Raw genomic sequence first — 20,569 nt, forward strand, 5'->3', positions numbered from 1 at the left:
GTTAAAAATATATTTTACAAATGTTGCCCTGTATTTCTGTTATTAGTCATAAATTGTCAGAATCCTTTATTTTTTTCGTGCAATTTGATATTCAAAGAAATAATGATTTTTAAAATCTCTATATCCTTCTATAATGAAAATATGGATAATAATATATAGGTAGTATTTATATTGCTTATAAAAAGGGGGAAAGGGAAGATGGAAAAAGAAAGAAAAACATTTTCTTTTGGATTACGTACACAACTTATGCTATTCACTACAGTTTTAGCTTTCATTACATATTCAACAAGTATATTTTTTATTTACGTGATATACGATTATTTTCAAAGTTATGTAAGTCAAACTGTATATAATATTATCGTTATGTTATTAGGGGTAGTATGGTCTGGAATTTTAGCATATGGAGCAGCCGTATTTTTAATTAAACCGCTTCGCAAGTTAGAGGAAGCGGCAAGAAAAGCAGCTGAGGGTGATATTCGTGAAGATGTTCCATTACCGAAGACAGATGATGAAATTAAATCTTTAAGTGTTGCATTTAATATGATGTTAGGAAACTTAAGGGGCATGGTAAAAAATATTGATACAACATTTTCGTATACAAATAATCAAGTACAGCAGATTAGAAAACAAACAGGCGAAGCAACGAGACAAGCGCAAGGTGTATCTGAGACACTTGCAGAGATTTCTTCAGGCGCTGAGCAATCAGCGGCATCAATTCAAGCAATTGTTTCTGCTGTTGATACAACGACTTCTATTGCAAGTGAAGTAGAAGAAAAAGCGAAGCAGTCTGATACATTGTCTTCAGAAATGGTTGAAGCTTTAGGGCATAGTACTCGTGTCTTTACGTCTTTAATTCAAGGTATTCAAACATTGGCAAAAGAAAATGAAGATTCAATGCAAAATGTACAGAAGTTAGAAGAACGAATGAAACAAGTAGAACATATTGTGTCTGTTGTGAGTGCGATTGCTAGCCAAACGAATTTATTAGCACTAAATGCTTCTATTGAGGCAGCTCGCGCAGGAGAGCATGGAAGAGGCTTTGCGGTTGTTGCGGAAGAAGTACGTAAACTTGCTGATGAAAGTGATCATTCTGCAAGAAACATATCGCAGTTATTACGGAATATGCAAGATGAAGTACAACAAGTTGCAATGAAAATGACAGAACAAGTGAAAATAGCTAAAGAAGAGGCGAAACGTGGGGAAGCTACGGAATTAATTTTAAAAGAAATGTCATCAAGTGTTATGGAAGTAGCCGATGCAACTCAGCAAATTAGTAGTTATATGAATGAACAAGTGAGCCACATTCATCAAACAGGAGCACAAACAAAAGCTGTAGCAGCAATTGCTGAAGAAACGTCAGCTGGTTCGCAAGAAGTAGCACGTGTGACGCTACAACAATCTAAAAATATGATAGTAATCGATCAATTATTAAAGGATTTAGAGAAGCAAGCAACTGATTTGAAACAAACAATTGAACGATTTTCAATGTAAAAGGAAGAACAGAATATTGTTCTTCTCTTTTTTATTTAGCTTGATTTAATATTTACAGTTAAACTATGAACGTTTCCGCAACATTCTTTTCTGTCCCTTTCGGATGAAAATTATAGCGAGCTATAATATTAAAAGGGGTGTCTTTTATGAAAAAAGAAAAAAGACAACGGTTAATTAAACAATTTGTAAAGGAGTATGAAATAGATAAGCAAGAAAGATTAGTAGAATTGTTAGCAAAAAAAGATGTATTAGTAACACAAGCTACGGTTTCTCGCGATATTCGTGAGTTAAACTTAACGAAGGTACCTTCTCAAGAAGGATTAATGATATATAAAGTTTTCTCAGAAGAGCATTTACAAACTGATATAAAGTTAAAGAAAAAATTACGAGAAGTTGTTGTAAAAATTGATTGTGTAGATCAATTAATGGTTATTAAAACATTACCTGGTAATGCACATGTTATTGGTGTTTTATTTGATGAGTTAGATTGGAAAGAAAAAATAGGATGTATATGTGGAAATGATACATGCCTTATAATTTCACAGTCGAAATCAGATAGGGAGATTATAGAAGAAAGATTAAATTTAATTATTTAGATGCAAAAATCCTGTTTTTAATAAAATTAAAAACAGGATTTTTGTTTAAATACGGAAGTTAAATATTCAATATATATGCGTAATATATGTATTTTTTATTGAGAAAGCAAGATAGTTTGTTATAAAAATACATATTCGTATGATTTTAAAAAAATAACTTGTTTAATATTTCACAATGATAATGTGGATGCTTTCACAAAGATGAAAGTACAGAGCATTTATTATGTACTTGTAAGACATCAAACATATTTAAAAGGAGGTACAACAAATGAAACATCCGATACATGTTACTTCAGAAATTGGGGAATTACAAACGGTTTTATTAAAACGACCGGGTAAAGAAGTGGAAAACTTGACGCCAGATTATTTGCAGCAATTATTATTTGACGATATTCCATACTTACCAATTATTCAAAAAGAGCATGATTATTTTGCACAAACGTTACGCAATCGGGGTGTTGAAGTTCTTTATTTAGAAAAACTAGCCGCTGAGGCGTTAGTAGATAAAAAACTTCGAGAAGAATTTGTTGATCGTATTTTAAAAGAAGGACAGGCCGACGTAAATGTTGCACATCAAACTTTAAAAGAATATTTACTTTCCTTTTCAAATGAAGAATTAATTCAAAAAATTATGGGCGGTGTACGGAAAAACGAAATTGAAACAAGTAAGAAGACACATTTATATGAATTAATGGAAGATCACTATCCGTTTTACTTAGATCCAATGCCTAATTTATATTTTACTCGTGACCCAGCAGCTAGCGTGGGCGATGGCTTAACGATAAATAAGATGAGAGAACCAGCGCGTAGACGTGAATCATTATTCATGGAGTACATCATTAAATATCATCCAAGATTTGCAAAACATAATGTACCAATCTGGTTAGATCGTGATTATAAATTTCCAATTGAAGGTGGCGACGAGCTAATTTTAAATGAAGAAACAATTGCGATTGGAGTATCTGCTCGTACTTCAGCTAAAGCAATTGAACGTTTAGCTAAAAATCTTTTTAGCCGACAAAATAAAATTAAGAAAGTGTTAGCAATAGAAATTCCAAAATGTCGAGCATTTATGCATTTAGATACAGTATTTACAATGGTTGATTATGACAAGTTTACAATTCACCCAGCCATTCAAGGGCCAAAAGGGAATATGAATATTTATATTTTAGAAAAAGGATCAGATGAGGAAACTCTTAAAATTACACATCGTACTTCTTTAATGGAAGCATTAAAAGAGGTATTAGGCTTAAGTGAATTAGTTCTTATTCCATGTGGAGGAGGAGATGTAATTGCTTCTGCTCGTGAACAATGGAATGATGGCTCGAACACATTAGCAATTGCGCCAGGTGTAGTTGTTACATATGATCGTAACTATGTATCTAATACGTTATTACGTGAACACGGTATAGAAGTGATTGAGGTGCTAAGTTCGGAATTATCTCGTGGTCGTGGGGGTCCACGTTGCATGAGTATGCCAATTGTTCGTAAAGATATTTAGTATAAATAACGGAGAAAGTAGGGATGAATTATGTTAATGACTAGACCAAATTTAAAAGGAAGAAGCTTTCTAGCAGAAAAAGATTTTACACAAGAAGAATTGTTATATTTTCTAGATTTGGCAGCAGAATTAAAAGAGAAAAAGAAAAACGGTATCCCGCATCATTATTTAGAAGGTAAAAATGTAGCGCTCTTATTTGAAAAAACTTCTACTCGTACGCGTTGTGCATTTACAGTAGCATGTACAGATTTAGGGGCAAATCCTGAATATTTAGGGAAAGGTGATATTCAACTTGGGAAAAAAGAATCTGTAGAGGATACAGCAAAAGTGTTAGGGCGTATGTTTGACGGAATTGAGTTTCGTGGATTTAATCATGAAACTGTAGAATCTTTAGCACAAAATTCTGGTGTGCCAGTTTGGAATGGATTAACAGATATGTGGCATCCAACACAAACACTAGCAGATTTATTAACAATTAGAGAACATATAGGGAAATTGAAAAATGTGAAGCTCGTTTACGTTGGCGATGGGCGAAATAATGTTGCTAATAGCTTACTAGTTGGTGGAGCAATCGTTGGAATGGATGTACGTATTTGTACACCGGAATCTTTATGGCCTGCACAAGAAGTAATTGATTTAGCAAAAAAATATAATGAACAAGTAATGATAACAAGTAATGTGGAAGAAGCTGTTGCGAATGCAGATGTAATTTATACAGATGTATGGGTGTCTATGGGGGAAGAAGAAAAATTTGCTGAACGTGTCGAGTTATTGAAACCTTATCAAGTAAATATGAAAATGATTAAAGCAACAGGGAATGAAAACGTGATTTTCTTACATTGTTTACCTGCATTTCATGATGTTGAAACGATGTATGGCGAAGAAGTTTATGAGAAATATGGGTTGAAAGAAATGGAGGTAACTGACGAAGTATTCCGCAGTAAACATTCAAAAGTATTTGATCAAGCTGAAAATAGAATGCATACAATTAAAGCGGTTATGGCAGCTACTTTAGGAAACATGGAGTAAAGAAGAAAGGGAGTCTTCCTTTCTTCTTTCTCCTCCTTTAGACACTATCATTCACTATTGCTTTTGTATTGTTATTGCAATTAAAGAGAGGTGAGTGGAATGGGTGAAGATAAGAAATTAGGGTTGTTTACACTAACGGCTCTTGTAGTTGGGTCTATGATTGGCGGTGGAGCCTTTAATTTAGCGAGTGATATGGCAAAAGGTGCTGGTGCTGGAGCCATTATTATTGGCTGGGTTATAACAGGAATTGGGATGATCGCACTCGGATTATCTTTTCAAAATCTAACTGTAAAACGGCCAGATTTAGATGGTGGTATTTTTAGCTATGCAAAAGCAGGGTTTGGTAATTTTATGGGGTTTAATAGTGCGTGGGGATACTGGCTATCTGCTTGGCTTGGGAATGTAGCTTACGGTACATTATTGTTTTCTTCATTAGGATATTTCTTCCCGATCTTTGAAGGCGGTCAAAATGTAGAATCCATTATTGGTGCAAGCGTATTATTATGGTGTGTTCACATGTTAATTTTACGTGGAGTTCAATCAGCAGCCCTTGTGAATTTAGTAACTACAATCGCAAAATTAGTACCTGTATTTGTATTTATTGTCATAGGAATCTTTGCGTTTCATATTGATACGTTCTTAGATGGATTTTGGGGGCAAACTGGTTCTTTTTCATGGGGAGCAGTTGGCAGCCAAGTTAAAAGTACAATGCTTGTAACTTTATGGGTATTTATTGGGGTAGAAGGGGCTGTTGTTTTATCCAGTCGAGCAAAAAATAGAAGTGATGTAGGGAAAGCAACCGTTATTGGCTTAATTGGTACACTCATCATTTACATTTTAATCACATTATTGTCTCTTGGACTTATGCAGCAAGCAGACATTGCAGGTTTGAAAAATCCGGCTATGGCTTATTTGTTTGAAAGTGTTGTTGGAAAATGGGGTGCTATCTTTATTAATTTAGGTTTAGTCATCTCTGTATTAGGTGCTTGGTTAGGTTGGACTTTGCTCGCTTCTGAAATTCCATATTTAGCGGCTAAAGATGGAGTATTTCCAAAATGGTTCGCAAAAGAAAATAAAAATAAGGCTCCAGTAAATTCATTATGGATAACAAATGGTTTAATACAAATATTCTTGTTAACATTCGTCGTTTCTGATCAGGCGTATAACTTTGCATTCTCTTTAGCATCTTCAGCTATTTTAATCCCATATGCTTTTTCAGCATTTTATCAACTGAAGCATAGCTTAAAGTCTGAAGAAGCAGATCGAAATAAAAATATAATAATTGGCTTGATCGCAAGTATTTATGGAGTGTGGTTAGTTTATGCAGCCGGTTTAGAGTATTTATTATTAACAATGACTTTATATGCGCCAGGTATTTTTATTTTTTACAATGTTCAAAAGCAAAAGAGTTCGAAGCAAATATTTACTCGAGTGGAATTAGCATCATCCGTAGCAATTGGTGCTTTAGCATTCTTTGCGATTTATGGATTAATTACAGGCAGTATTACTTTATAAAGCGCTGTGAAAGCGAAATCAACTGGAGGGCTGGAATATGGCACGAAGAAAAATTGTAGTTGCACTAGGGGGAAATGCGATACAGTCTGGAGAAGCTACTGCGGGAGCGCAGCAAGAAGCGTTGGAAAAAACGGCAGAACAACTTGTGAAAATAATGGAAAATGATGTGGATATAGTAATTGCGCATGGAAATGGCCCACAAGTGGGGAATATTTTATTACAGCAAAAAGCTGCAGAAACGGAAAAGACACCTGCAATGCCATTAGATACTTGTGGGGCAATGAGCCAAGGGATGATTGGATATTGGATGGAAAATGCAATTGAAAAGGCATTGAAAAAACGGAATATAAACAAAGATGTAGCAACGGTTATAACACGTGTTGTTGTGGATAAAAAAGATGAGGCATTTAAAAATCCAACTAAACCAATTGGTCCTTTTTATACAGAAGAAGAGGCCAGAAAATTAATGGATGAAACAAAAGCAGTGTTTAAAGAAGATGCTGGTAGAGGATGGAGACGTGTTGTTCCATCACCGAAGCCTGTAAGTATTCATGAACATAAAGTGATTAATTCTTTGGTCGAAGATGGAAACATAGTGATAGCTGTGGGCGGAGGTGGAATTCCAGTAATTGATTCTGAAGAAGGGTTAAAAGGAACTGAAGCGGTTATCGATAAAGATTTCGCTGCGCAGAAATTAGCAGAATTAGTAGATGCCGATACGCTCGTTATTTTAACTGCAGTTGATTATGTGTATGTAAATTATAATCAACCGAATCAAAAAAAATTAGAGCATGTCACAGTGAATCAATTAGAAGAATATATTGAAGAACAACAATTTGCTGCGGGAAGCATGCTTCCAAAAATCGAAGCTGCTATTAATTTTGTTAATACAAATCCAAAAAGAAAAACGATTATTACGTCTTTAGAAAAAGTATATGAAGCACTAGAAGAAAAAGCCGGTACTATTATTTCAAAACAGAATGTATGCATGTATGTTTAAATTATTATGTACGCTACTTAGTAGTAAAAAAAGAATGAGGTTAATAACTTCATTCTTTTTATTTATTAATATTTTTTGTACTCATTGTTCATAAAGTTTTCATGATGAAATCTGAATATACAAGTTAATTATGATAAAATTCAAATTGAATACGCTTTCTTGATTTTTCGCTCCAACATACAGCAAGAGAGAGGGAATTTTATGAATAGACGGAACGTAGTGAAAGACTTAAAGCAGTTCGAATTATTTGCTCATTTAACAGAAAAAAAATTGAAAGGCTTAACAGAGTTTGTTTATTGGCGAACTTATAAAAAAGGTCAATTTTTATTTTTAGAAGGGGATTCAAGGGAAAGAATTTACTTCATGTTAGATGGTTTTGTAAAGTTAGAGCGGGTTAATCAAAATGGGAACTTATTATACGATGACTATGTAAAGCGGTATTCTATTTTTCCTTATGGTGGTATGTTTACAGACAGAGGATATAACTATACAGCAGAAGCAATGACGGATGTGGAGGTATATTATATTCCAACGGTAATCTTTGAAGATATGGTAAAGTCCAGCAGAACACAATTGATGTACGTTGTTCAGCAATTATCATCTATATTAAAATTGAACGAAAATCGAGTGCAAAATATTACAATTCCTAATGCACAAGATCGTGTTATCCAAACGTTAAATTATTTAATGCAGGATTTAGGAGAACAGAGTGGAGAAAAGATTGTAATTTCATGTCCACTTACAACAATTGAAATATCCAAAATATCTGGAACATCTCGAGAGACAGTTAGCAGCGTATTAAAACAATTAAAAAATGATAGCATTGTTACAATTTTAGATAAAAAAATTACAATACATGATCCAACATATTTTGAAGAAATCTCTATGTGAAAATTGTATATTGATTTTTTAATTCATAGTGTATATTAATAAGGTTCTTTATATATTTATAAGGAACTTTTTTACGTTATCCTCTATAAAAAGATTGTATAGTATGGTAATAATAGCTAAAATCGATAATAAAATACAAAGTGAAGGGGAGAAAGAATGATTCGTATTGAGTATGATCGATTAGTAGCTATTTGTTACAGTATAGGGGTTTTGTTATTATTAAAAATTCCAAATGATAATGAATTAATTGGGGAAAAACTATTCAATGTCTATAAGATTCCGATACATACGTATGTTTATATGGATTATAAAGTCTCAAATATATTGATTGTTTCTTTCATACTACATGTAATTGCATTTATATTATTTTTAAAATGGCTAGGAAAAAAGGAGTCTAGTACATTTAGAAAAATGAATAAAATAAAAGTAGTAGGTACTAGTATTTTGATTGTAATGATGCCGTTTATTTTAAATACAATCCTCCAGACATTGAATAAAACATGGTATTATGCAGGAAAAACAGGGGTAGAAGCAATAGAATATAAAAAAGAAGATAGCCAGTGTAGAATGGAGAAAAATGGAGAGAATATCCAACCGAAGTGCATTGTTACTTTAAAAAATTATCGTAATCATTCACAAGCATTAAAAGTTGTTTTATATGATAATGCAAACGAGAATTCAAAAAGCTATCCAGTACCGAAACCAGTCTATTTACAAAAACATGAGACAAAGCAATTTGAATTTCAAGTTCCTGTTTCTTATAATAGAGGTATTGAAAAAGATAAAGTACCAAATATTAAATTACATTCATTGCATGAAAATGATACGAAATACAATTAATCTGTAAGTAAAAGTTTATGAGTAGGAGCAAGAATTTGAAACGATATAGAAAATCAACTTGAATCATCCAACATACTGCGAGGTAACGGTATATTGGATGATTTTTTTATGTTATCCCCTTTTTTCACGTATGAAAAGGAGGAATACTTTGTTGGAAATGAAAAACATCACAAGGATCATACATGGTTTTTACTTTACGTAATCTGTGAAAGTTAGAGCCATAATAACTAGTTTGCCAATTTTTAATGTCGATATCGGGCCAGTTCACATAGTCACCTAGTGTATAAGGATCTAAGCTTTCTCGTAAACCTTTAACCCAGCGTATATTTCGATTTTCTTCATCATCGCATTTCCAAGAGGTAATGTATTCTTGAGCAATAATTGCTTTACGATGAAAATAAGCCGTTTCATTCGGCGAAATATTTTCAACAGCACCTATGAGCGATTGATGCCAAATACTAGCATCTTTATTTGGTGCATGAGAAAGAAAGGATTGCATGATTTGAATGCCTTTAAGGGGAATAGGTTTATAGACATAGGAACCAGAGCGCTTAAAATTTTCAGGGATGTTACCTCCATTAAAAAATTCAACAGCCTTTATATAAGGAACTTCTTCTATAAAGAGAGAGGGGCTACCAGTTTCAAGAAGAGGGGATAATAGGGAATGGAGTTCAGAGGGAGAACCGACAAACTCGCCTTGTGCTTCAATTTTATTTCGTTGCTTGGCGAATAATTCGATCGATGAAGTGAGACGTTCATCTATATAAGGTGCCCAGTTTTGCCACGCTTGAAATGCAGCAATAAAGTCTTCCCATTCCCATGTAATTGAGAAAATTGATACATTTTTTATCGGGTGGACTCGAAAAGTTAAGGAAGTGACAATTCCGAAGTTTCCACCACCGCCACCACGGCATGCCCAAAAAAGGTTAGAGTTTTCTTGTTCATTTGCACGAATGAGTTTTGCACCAAATTTTCCACACGCTTGTACCATTTCCACTTCCATTAATTGATCACATGTTAATCCAAATAAGCGCGAAAGCATACCAATACCACCGCCAAGTGCTAATCCAACAACTCCAACGCTTGCACTTGTACCAGCAGGAATTGTAACACCGTAATTCCAAAGTTCTTTATAAACAGTGCCAAGATTTGCACCAGCCTCAATTGTTGCTGTTAATTTCTCTGTATTAACAGTAATGCGATGCATTTCACTCACATCAATAATAAGTCCTCTATTTAAAAGAGAAAAATTTTCATAGCTATGACGTCCACTTCTTAACCGAAATGGTATATGACGTTCACGTGCCCATTTTAAGGCGTTACAGACATCCTTGTTATTTTGACAAAAAACAATAATACAAGGGAGTTTTGGAATACTTAAATTTAAATTCATTCGGGCTACGTCGTAGTCAGGATCTGTGGGAACAACGATACGACCTGTTAATTTTGTTTGCTTCAATTTATTACTCCTTTCTAAAATAATCAGAGTTTTTTATTAATATATGAAAAATGTCTGTAATACGCGTGGACAAGGAGAGGTGAAGAATGAGATTTACCTTTGTGAGAAATAAATAAAGCATAAGAATAAAGAATCTACATAGAGTTCAATGAAAACAGTTGCAAACTGTTCATATTTTGTTATGATAGTGTTACGAAAACGTTTGCATAAAATTCCGATGGGATGCAAAAGGAGAGAATGACTATGAATAAGACATGGTGGAAAGAAGCGGTTGCTTATCAAATTTATCCACGAAGCTTTATGGATTCAAATGGTGATGGTATTGGAGATTTACAAGGTATTATTGCAAAACTGGATTATTTAAAAGATTTAGGTATAGATGTAATTTGGATTTGTCCAATGTATAAGTCGCCTAATGATGATAATGGTTATGATATTAGTGATTATCAAGATATTATGGATGAGTTTGGTACAATGGCAGACTTTGATGCTTTACTAGATGAAGTTCATAAGCGTGATATGAAGCTTATTATTGATTTAGTTATTAATCATACGAGTGATGAACATCCATGGTTTATTGAATCACGTTCATCTAAAGATAATCCGAAGCGTGATTGGTATATTTGGCATGATGGTAAAGATGGTGCGGAGCCAAACAACTGGGAAAGTATTTTTAATGGTTCGGCATGGGAATATGATGAAGAAACAGAACAATATTATTTACATTTATTCTCACGTAAACAACCAGATTTAAACTGGGAGAATAAAGAAGTTCGCGAAGTACTATACGATACGGTTAATTGGTGGCTTGATAAAGGTATTGATGGTTTCCGCGTTGATGCGATCAGTCATATTAAAAAAGAAGAAGGCCTCAAGGATATGCCAAATCCAAAAGGGTTAAAATATGTGCCATCTTTTGATAAACATATGAATGTGAAAGGTATTCAACCTTTATTAGAAGAGCTAAAAGAAAATACATTCTCTAAGTACGATATTATGACTGTTGGTGAAGCAAATGGTGTTAAGATTGAAGATGCTGAGCTTTGGGTTGGAGAAGAGCAAGGTAAGTTCAATATGGTATTCCAATTTGAACATTTAAGTTTATGGGATGCAGAGAAGAAGAAAGACCTTGATGTTGTAGGATTGAAAAAAGTATTAACGAAATGGCAAAAAGGATTAGAAAATAAAGGATGGAACGCTTTATATATTGAGAATCACGATAAACCACGTATCGTTTCAACATGGGGAGATGATAAACAATATTGGCGTGAAAGTGCAACAGCTCTAGGGGCGATGTATTTCTTTATGCACGGTACACCTTTTATTTATCAAGGCCAAGAAATTGGTATGACAAATGTTCAGTTACCAAATATTGAAGATTACGATGATGTAGCAATTAAAAATTTATATCGCGAGAAAATTGCAGAGGGCGTACCACATCAAGATATGATGGAGATTATATGGGCTTCTTGCCGCGATAATTCACGTACACCTATGCAGTGGAATGATGAGATGAATGCTGGTTTCACAACAAGTACACCTTGGTTTAGCATGAATCCAAATTACAAAGAAATTAATGTTGAAAAGCAAAAAAATGAAGAAAAGTCTATTTTCAATTTCTATAAGAAAATGATTGCCCTGAAAAAAGAGCACGATGTACTGAACTATGGTACGTATGATTTACTTTTAGAAGACGATCCACAAATTTATGCATATACACGTACGTTACAGGATGAAAAAGTCATTGTAATTAGTAATATCTCAAAAGAGGAAGCTGTGTATAATGAGGGTTCATTTGCACTAGAACGCAAACGTTTGCTTTTAAATAACTATGAAGTTGCGGAACATGAAGAAGTAACAACAATTGCTTTAAAGCCTTATGAAACAAGGGTTTATCGCATTTCATAATAAAAAAGGATGCTCTTTGAGCATCTTTTTTTATGAAAAAAAATAAATTTCTATTGCAAAGTGAAAACGCTTTTATTAAAATAGATTTATGAAAACGGTTGCGTAAAGATAAAAATAAAGTAACATAAGGAATCGTTTTCATAAAGGGAACAGAAATTATAATTTAAATCATTATGTTTTTATAAATAAAGGGGAGGAAGAACAGATGAAAATTACGTCTTTTGATTTTTGGCAAAAGTTCGGGAAAGCGTTATTAGTTGTTGTAGCCGTAATGCCAGCAGCTGGTTTAATGATTTCCATCGGTAAGTTAATTGGTATGTCTGCTGGGGATGTTAACGCAGTTCATACAATCGCTCGCGTAATGGAAGACATCGGTTGGGCAATCATTACAAATCTACACATCTTATTCGCAGTAGCAATTGGGGGATCTTGGGCGAAAGATCGCGCAGGTGGTGCATTTGCAGCGCTATTAGCATTCGTCTTAACAAACCGAATTACAGGAGCTATATTTGGGGTAAACGCTGAAATGTTAGCGGATTCAAAAGCGAAAGTTTCTTCAGTAATAGCGGGAGATTTAATTGTAAAAGATTACTTTACTTCTGTACTTGGTGCACCTGCATTAAACATGGGAGTGTTCGTAGGGATTATCACAGGTTTCTTAGGAGCTACTTTATATAACAAATATTATAACTATAATAAACTGCCACAGGCATTAGCATTCTTTAATGGAAAACGATTTGTACCATTCGTTGTAATTCTTTGGTCTACAGTTACTGCGATTGTATTATCACTTCTATGGCCATTCATCCAAAGTGGGTTAAATGAATTTGGTCGCTGGATTGCAGCTTCAAAAGATAGTGCACCAGTTGTTGCACCGTTTGTATATGGAACGTTAGAGCGTTTATTATTACCATTTGGTTTACACCATATGTTAACGATTCCGATGAACTATACAGAGCTAGGCGGAACATATACGATGCTAACTGGTTCAAAAGTTGGACAAGTTGTAGCAGGACAAGATCCATTATGGCTTGCATGGATTACAGATTTAAATAATTTATTAGCAAATGGAGATACGAAGGCATATAACGATTTATTAAATAACGTTGTACCAGCTCGTTTCAAAGCTGGACAAGTTATCGGCTCAACAGCAGCTTTAATGGGAATTGCATTTGCGATGTTCCGTAACGTTGATAAAGAAAAGCGTGCAAAATATAAACCAATGTTTTTATCAGCAGCATTAGCAGTATTCTTAACAGGTGTAACAGAACCAATTGAATTCATGTTCATGTTTATTGCTCCAGTATTATATGTTGTATATGCTATTACAACAGGACTTGCATTCGCGCTAGCTGATTTAATTAACTTACGTGTTCATGCATTTGGATTTATTGAGTTAATTACTCGTACGCCAATGATGGTTAACGCAGGTTTAACAAGAGACTTAATCAACTTTGTTATTGTTTCATTAGTGTTCTTCGGTCTTAACTTTACACTATTTAATTTCTTAATTAAAAAATTCAATTTACCAACACCAGGGCGTGCAGGTAACTATATTGATAATGAAGATGAGGCATCAGAAGGAACAGGAAATGTACAAGACGGTTCATTAGCAACAAAAGTTATCGATTTATTAGGTGGAAAAGAAAATATTGCTGACGTAGATGCTTGTATGACACGCTTACGTGTAACAGTAAAAGATTTAGATGTTGTTGCACCAGAAGCACAGTGGAAACAAAATGGTGCTTTAGGGCTTATTGTAAAAGATAAAGGTGTACAAGCGGTATATGGTCCGAAAGCTGACGTATTAAAGTCAGACATTCAAGATATGTTAGGTGCGTAATAATATGAAATTGCTAACTTTAAACTGTCATTCTTGGCAAGAAGAGAATCAAATAGAAAAGATACAATACCTTGCTAAAGTAATTCAAGAAGAAGAGTACGATGTCATCGCATTGCAAGAAGTAAGTCAGTCCATACAAGCTGAAAATGTATGCGGTAACAAGAAAGAAGATAATTTTGGACTTTTACTATTAGAAGAGTTAAAAGCGCTACATGTAAAAGATTACAATATTACTTGGGATTTCTCTCATATTGGTTATGACGTGTATGAAGAAGGATTAGCAATTATAACGAAGCATAATATTATAAAAGAAGATACGTTCTTCATTTCAGAAAACGAGGATACAACGTATTGGAAAACGCGTAAAATTGTAAGTGCAACAATTGCTTATAATGGTAAGGATATAACGTTTTACTCTTGCCATCTCGGTTGGTGGAATGATGAAGAAGAGTCATTCGAAGGTCAAGTCGATCGTTTGATGGAGCGTGTAGATAGCAATAAGCTCGCCTTCTTAATGGGGGATTTTAATAACAATGCTCGGTTGGAAGGCGAAGGTTATGAGTATATGATGCAAAAAGGGTTGTATGACACATATGAATTAGCAATAGAGAAGGATGAAGGAACGACTGTCCAAGGTGAGATTGCTGGTTGGGATGAAAATAAACATAATTTGCGAATCGATCTAATATTGTGTAACCAAAGTAAAAAAGTTCATTCTTCAAAAGTTATTTTTAATGGTACAAACAGAAATGTAATTTCAGATCATTTCGGTGTAGAGGTTCAATTGGATATATAATAGAAGAAATCCTCACAGAGAATAAAAGCTGTGAGGATTTTTTTTAGGAATACAAGTATTTCCAAGAGAAAATACTTGTATTTTTTATGACATTTCATATATATTTGTTATTATTGAATGTAAAACCGATTTGGTCATTTTGTATTCATACTTTGACTCACTTCGTTATATAATGAAGTAAGTGAAAGTTAATGGGAAAAAATAGTACGTTTTTGGTTAATACACGATGTAGAAAGTGATATAATTGCAAAATGCATGTATCATTTTCTAAAGAAGGAAAAATATATAATTAGGTGATAACTTCTATGAAACAAATTTGGCGTATTTATAAGACAGATTTACGGAATGTAGCCAAACATTGGGCTGCAATTGTTATTGTTTTAGGATTAATGATTTTACCATCGTTATATGCATGGTTTAACATTAAAGCTTCTTGGGATCCGTATGGAAATACAAAAGAGGTTCCCATTGCAGTTTCTAACCAAGATGCAGGTTCTAATTTAAGAGGGAAAGATATTAATATCGGGAAAGAGATTGTAGATTCCCTTAAGAAAAACAAAAATCTTGGCTGGAAATTTGTAGATGAAAAACAAGCAATTTACGGAGTTGAGCGTGGGGATTATTATGCAAGTATTACGATTCCAAAAGACTTCTCTGAAAAAATCGCAACTGTTCTGGATGAAAATCCGAAAAAACCAGAACTGGATTACTATGTGAATGAAAAAGTAAACGCGATTGCACCGAAGATTACAGCAAAAGGTGCATCAGGTATTACGGAAGAAATTAGTAAAAACTTCGTTAAAACAGCGAACGGTGAGATTTTTAAAATCTTCAATGACCTTGGAATCGATTTAGAAACAAACTTACCAAGTATCGAGAAAGTAAAAGATCTTGTCTTTAAGTTAGAAGCGCAGTTCCCAGAAATGAATACACTTATGGATAAGGCGTTAGATGATGCAACTCGAGCAGAAGATGTTGTGAAAGTAGCGCAAAAAGAGTTGCCAGTTGTAGAGAGTGTTATGAATGATGGGCAAGAAGCGTTAGGGAATTTAGATAAATTCTTTGCAAATAATGATGAAACTTTAAAGAACGCACCTGGAACAATGAGAAACAATTTAACTGTAGCAAAAGATGTAATGGATAAGGCCAATGCTTTTACGAACTTTTTAATGAATCCAGGGATAGACCTTTCTGGTATGAAGGGATTACCGGAGTTCCCAGCACGCCCTGATCTTTCAAAGATGAATGATGAAGGTTATAAAAACATTGCAAGAAACATTAATCAAACAGTTAATAACGTTTTAAACTCAGCACGTGCAGGAACAGCATACGGAAAAAGTGTTGTGAATGGATTGCAAAATGGTCAGTTTGATCCAGAAAAGGCAAAACAAGACCTTAATGCGGTTTCTGAAAATCTTCAAGGGCGTACAGATAGTATTGCATATCTTATTAATGTATTTACTGAACTTCAAAAGTCAGCGACGACTGATTTTGGTCAAAGCTTTTTCCAAGGGCGAGTGGATCGCTTAACTAAGCTAAAAAGCGGTATGGAAAATGCAAACAAGGGTATTAAAGATATTGTAAATGTTATCGGTACAGGACAAGAAGTAAAGAAAGATGTAACAGATGTAGCGAATCAAAAGTTAGATGCAGCAAATGGATTAATTGATCAAGCGGAAAAAGATTATAATGAAACGTTTGTAGCAGATTATAAAAAAGCAGTCAGCACAGTCGATCAAGCTAAAGCTGATGCAAATGAAGCATACGATAGTGTGAAAAATGAATATGAAAAGGCAAAAAATAATTTAGAAGGTGTTATAGCAGACGTAAATAATAGAGGTGTTAATGGATTAGATAGTACAAAAGTGGCTTTAAACGATTTAAATGGTCAACTACAAGCTACTAATAATCTAATTGGTGATGCGATTCCGGTTCTAGAAAGCACAAATAAGGTATTAGCAGATGTAAATAGCGGAAAAAACCTTAATGGCGGAATTGCAAAATTGAACAAAATACAAAATTCTGTTCAAAAAGGTATAGATGCAACGAATAAAGCAACTACACTAATTAATAATGGACAGAAGCCTACAAAAGAGGTTGTAGAAAGCATTAATGAAGCGACTAAAAATGCTTCAGCTCAATTAGGTGATTTCTTAGCAACATATGATTCAGAAATCGTTCCAAACTTTAACACAGCAATTGAACGTACGAAACGTATGTCCAAAAACACATCTCAAATTTTAAAAGAGGCAGATAAAAAGCTTCCAGATGTTAAAAAATTACTAGAAGATTCATCAAAAGGCTTAGTAGACGGGAAAAAGAAATTGGCAGATATTAAAGCTGAAATGCCGGAGACTGAGAAAAAGATTAAAGAATTAGCAGATAAAATTCGTGATTTTGAATCTGAAGAGGATTTAAAAGACATCATACGTTTATTGAAAAATGATGTTGAAAAGCAAAGTGATTACTTTGCGAATCCAGTAAATTTAAAAGAAAATAAATTATTTGCGATGCCGAACTACGGTTCAGCGATGTCACCATTCTATACAGTGCTTGCATTATGGGTAGGCGCATTATTAATGGTTTCATTATTAACGGTAGAAGTACACGAAGAGGGCGCGAATTATAAGAGCCATGAAATTTACTTCGGACGTTTATTAACATTCTTAACGATAGGTCTTTCACAAGCGTTTATCGTATCGATGGGAGATATATTCTTACTCGGTACGTACGTAGTCGATAAGTTCTGGTTTGTGTTATTTAGTTTATTTATTGGTGGAGTCTTCGTTTGTATCGTATACTCACTCGTTTCTATTTTCGGAAACGTTGGGAAATCGATGGCGATCATTTTACTTGTACTACAAGTAGCAGGATCGGGCGGAACATTCCCAATCCAAATGACACCAGCGTTCTTCCAAGCGATTTATCCGTTCTTACCATTCACATACGCAATTAGCGCAATTCGTGAAACAGTTGGCGGAATGCTTTGGGATATCGTAACACGAGATTTACTTGTGTTAAGTGCTTTCGTAGTAGTTATGATTGTTGCTGCGTTATTACTGAAAACACCAATTAACAAATCAAGTGAAAAATTTGTTGAGAATGCAAAAGGAAGTAAAATCATTCACTAAAATAAAAGGTTCCTACCGATAGAGGTAGGAACCTTTTTGTTTAATCAAATTTTAATTTTTTTAATGCTTCTGCGAATGGGTTATTTAATGGTTCTTCTTCTTTTTTCTGTTGTTTCATATATTTTTGAACGTCGCGTTTATCGGCTTTGTTTCCAGATTCTTTTTTACGTCGTTCTTGGAATGTTGATAATTTCTCACGATAGCCACATTTACATGCGAAAATTTGGCCTGCACCCTCACCACGTAATTCTAGTTTCTTCTTACATTGCGGACAGCGAGCGTTTGTTGTACGAGATACATTTTTACGATGACCACATTCACGATCTTGGCATACGAGCATTTTTCCCTTTTTGCCGTTTACTTCTAGCATTGGTTTACCGCAGTCTGGACAAGACTTCGTTGAAATGTTGTCATGTTTATATTTTTTATCACTCGATTTAATTTCAGAAACAATTTCTTTCGTATAGTTCTTCATTTCCGAAATGAATACTTCTTTCTTTAATTTTCCTTTTGCAATTGCTTCAAGTTTTTGTTCCCACTCACCAGTTAGTGTAGGTGATTTTAATTCTTCTGGTACTAAATCAAGTAATTGACGACCTTTTGATGTAATGTGAATATCTTTACCACGTTTTTCAATTAAGAAAGAATTGAAAAGTTTGTCGATAATATCTGCACGTGTCGCTACAGTACCTAATCCACCAGTCGATTTTAACGTATCAGCAAGTTGTTTATTTTGCGTATCCATATATTTTGTAGGATTCTCCATTGCTGAAAGTAAAGTTGCTTCATTAAAGCGTGCAGGTGCTTTCGTTTGACCTGATGTTTGCATAAGTAACTTTACAGTTAATGTATCGCCCTTTTCAATGTGAGGTAGAATCTGCTCTTTTACGTCATCAGTTACATCATCGTCTTCAAATCGATTTTCGTATACTTCCTTCCAACCAGCATGTAAAATCGTTTTTCCGCGTGCAATGAATGTTTCATTGCCGACCTTTGTGCGTAACGTTAGTTGTTCGTATTCGAATGCTGGGAATAAAACAGCTAAGAAACGTTTTACAACTAAATCATAAATTTTGCGTTCTTTATCTGTGAATGCTGAGAAGTTAACGTATCCTTCTGTTGGAATAATCGCATGATGATCGCTTACTTTACTATCATCAACAAATGATTTGTTAGGTTTGATAGGCTTTTGTAATACTTTATGTGCGAAGGGACGGTATTCTCCAACACCACATGCTTTTAGACGTTCTGGAAGTGTTCCAACGATATCAGATGAAATGTAGCGTGAATCTGTACGAGGGTACGTTAGTACTTTATGCTGTTCATACAATTTTTGCATAATATTTAATGTTTCTTTAGCAGAGTAACCGAACTTTTTATTTGCATCACGTTGCAATTCAGTTAAATCGTAAAGACCAGGAGAGAATGACTTCTTCTGTTTCTTATCAATTTCCACAACAGTAGCATTTTGTTTATCTAAACTTTTTACAATACCATCGATTTTTTCTTTATTAAAACTACGGCTATTGCCATTTGCATCTTGCCAAGTAAGTTTGAGCTTCTCCATTGTTTGAGCTTCGATGCCGTAGTAAGTTTGTGCTTTGAAGTTCTTTATTTCATCCTCACGACTAGCAATCATAGCAACAGTAGGGGTTTGTACACGGCCGCAATTTAACTGGGCATTAAAGCGAGTCGTTAAAGCACGAGTTGCATTAAGACCGATATACCAGTCAGCTTCTGAACGCGCAACTGCTGAAGCGTATAAATTGTCATAGGCTTTACCTGGTTTTAAATTTGCAAAACCATCTTTAATTGCTTTATCGGTTACAGAAGAAATCCATAAACGTTTGATTGGTTTATTTAGCTTAACTTTATCGATAATCCAGCGTGCGACTAATTCCCCTTCACGTCCAGCGTCTGTTGCTACAATAATTTCATTTACATCTTTTCTAAGTAGCTGACTTTTTACAGCATTAAATTGTTTACCAGTTTGTTTAATAACCGTTAATTTCAAACGCTCAGGTAGCATCGGTAAATCTTCTAAATTCCACTTTTTATATTTTACATCATAACTTTCTGGATCTGCTAATGTAACGAGATGACCTAAAGCCCAAGTTACAATATATTTACTACCTTCAAGATAGCCGTTTCCTTTTTTATCACACTTCAGTACACGAGCAATATCTCGTGCAACGGAAGGTTTTTCAGCGATTACAACGCTTTTTGACATATTAAAAACATCCTTTCAAATTTCCATAAGTTAAATATAGCATACATCTTCTTGAGATTCAGTTTCGCTCCATATTTCAGCTGTTTTTAATGGAGTTAACAAAATCCCAACTGATTAAAGTTTCACTTTATCAGTTGCTTCTACAGTAAATAGAAAAGTAAAGAACTTGTTATTTTACTAGAATAAGAGTAGACTTTGAAGTAGATGAATAAGAAACACATGGGAGTTTGTGGATACAAACTGAGAGTATGGCTACTAGTCCGTCATTGACCATTTGAACCTGTTGGATAATGCCAGCGTAGGGAGAGTGTAAAAGCACATATTCAGGCACTTTGCGTA

General features: G+C 34.3%; 13 protein-coding genes, 2 pseudogenes and 1 riboswitch. Of the genes and pseudogenes, 13 read left to right on the top strand and 2 right to left on the bottom strand.

Features of this window, described 5'->3' with window-relative positions:
* Positions 1–363: 363 nt before the first annotated feature.
* From GD442_RS28440 to GD442_RS02120, 9 genes and pseudogenes are all read left to right on the top strand, one after another.
* Positions 364–549 (top strand): annotated as a pseudogene (locus tag GD442_RS28440) (HAMP domain-containing protein); the annotation flags it as partial.
* Positions 550–918: 369 nt separating this feature from the next.
* A pseudogene (locus GD442_RS28445) lies at positions 919–1,491 on the top strand (methyl-accepting chemotaxis protein); the annotation flags it as partial.
* A 146-nt stretch (positions 1,492–1,637) separates the two neighbouring features.
* A complete protein-coding gene (gene argR, locus GD442_RS02090; protein ID WP_000711826.1) occupies positions 1,638–2,087 on the top strand; it encodes an arginine repressor in 450 nt (149 codons plus the stop codon).
* A 268-nt stretch (positions 2,088–2,355) separates the two neighbouring features.
* Positions 2,356–3,588 (top strand): arginine deiminase, encoded by a 1,233-nt coding sequence (arcA, locus tag GD442_RS02095; RefSeq protein WP_000682331.1) that lies wholly within the window; start codon positions 2,356–2,358, stop codon positions 3,586–3,588.
* A gap of 30 nt (positions 3,589–3,618) precedes the next feature.
* Complete coding sequence (argF, locus tag GD442_RS02100) at positions 3,619–4,617, top strand: ornithine carbamoyltransferase (RefSeq protein WP_000930289.1); 999 nt, start codon at positions 3,619–3,621, stop codon at positions 4,615–4,617.
* A 99-nt stretch (positions 4,618–4,716) separates the two neighbouring features.
* Entirely contained in the window at positions 4,717–6,132 is a 1,416-nt protein-coding gene (gene arcD, locus GD442_RS02105; RefSeq protein ID WP_000503412.1) for an arginine-ornithine antiporter, read from the top strand.
* A gap of 37 nt (positions 6,133–6,169) precedes the next feature.
* Positions 6,170–7,132 (top strand): carbamate kinase, encoded by a 963-nt coding sequence (gene arcC / locus GD442_RS02110; RefSeq protein WP_000113951.1) that lies wholly within the window; start codon positions 6,170–6,172, stop codon positions 7,130–7,132.
* Between the two features lie 201 nt (positions 7,133–7,333).
* Positions 7,334–8,023: a Crp/Fnr family transcriptional regulator gene (locus tag GD442_RS02115; protein WP_001081905.1), complete on the top strand. Its 690-nt coding sequence runs from the start codon at positions 7,334–7,336 to the stop codon at positions 8,021–8,023.
* 156 nt (positions 8,024–8,179) lie between these two features.
* Positions 8,180–8,863, top strand: coding sequence for a hypothetical protein (locus GD442_RS02120; RefSeq protein ID WP_000619186.1), 684 nt, complete (start codon positions 8,180–8,182; stop codon positions 8,861–8,863).
* A gap of 124 nt (positions 8,864–8,987) precedes the next feature.
* Here the strand turns inward: GD442_RS02120 and GD442_RS02125 are convergent, their stop codons facing one another.
* Complete coding sequence (locus GD442_RS02125; RefSeq protein ID WP_000814898.1) at positions 8,988–10,322, bottom strand: FAD-binding oxidoreductase; 1,335 nt, start codon at positions 10,320–10,322, stop codon at positions 8,988–8,990.
* Positions 10,323–10,565: 243 nt separating this feature from the next.
* Here GD442_RS02125 and GD442_RS02130 point away from each other — a divergent pair, with 243 nt between their 5' ends.
* The 4 genes from GD442_RS02130 (at position 10,566) to GD442_RS02145 (ending at position 18,000) form a co-directional block, all read left to right on the top strand.
* Positions 10,566–12,230: a glycoside hydrolase family 13 protein gene (locus GD442_RS02130; protein ID WP_001044710.1), complete on the top strand. Its 1,665-nt coding sequence runs from the start codon at positions 10,566–10,568 to the stop codon at positions 12,228–12,230.
* A gap of 205 nt (positions 12,231–12,435) precedes the next feature.
* A complete protein-coding gene (locus GD442_RS02135; RefSeq protein ID WP_000705560.1) occupies positions 12,436–14,073 on the top strand; it encodes a PTS transporter subunit IIBC in 1,638 nt (545 codons plus the stop codon).
* A gap of 4 nt (positions 14,074–14,077) precedes the next feature.
* Positions 14,078–14,869 carry an endonuclease/exonuclease/phosphatase family protein gene (locus GD442_RS02140; RefSeq protein WP_000771985.1) on the top strand — a complete coding sequence of 264 codons (792 nt, stop codon included), beginning with the start codon at positions 14,078–14,080 and terminating at the stop codon, positions 14,867–14,869.
* Between the two features lie 305 nt (positions 14,870–15,174).
* On the top strand, positions 15,175–18,000 hold the full coding sequence (locus tag GD442_RS02145; RefSeq protein ID WP_074555646.1) for a YhgE/Pip domain-containing protein: 2,826 nt from the start codon (positions 15,175–15,177) through the stop codon (positions 17,998–18,000).
* A gap of 40 nt (positions 18,001–18,040) precedes the next feature.
* On the opposite strand, the gene topB is transcribed toward GD442_RS02145, so the two are convergent.
* Positions 18,041–20,230: a DNA topoisomerase III gene (gene topB / locus GD442_RS02150; RefSeq protein WP_086408066.1), complete on the bottom strand. Its 2,190-nt coding sequence runs from the start codon at positions 20,228–20,230 to the stop codon at positions 18,041–18,043.
* 209 nt (positions 20,231–20,439) lie between these two features.
* A riboswitch (TPP riboswitch) is annotated at positions 20,440–20,552 on the top strand.
* Positions 20,553–20,569 lie beyond the last annotated feature (17 nt).

It is taken from the genome of Bacillus sp. A260, assembly GCF_009861435.1.
GTDB classification, from domain to species: Bacteria; Bacillota; Bacilli; order Bacillales; family Bacillaceae_G; genus Bacillus_A; species Bacillus_A cereus.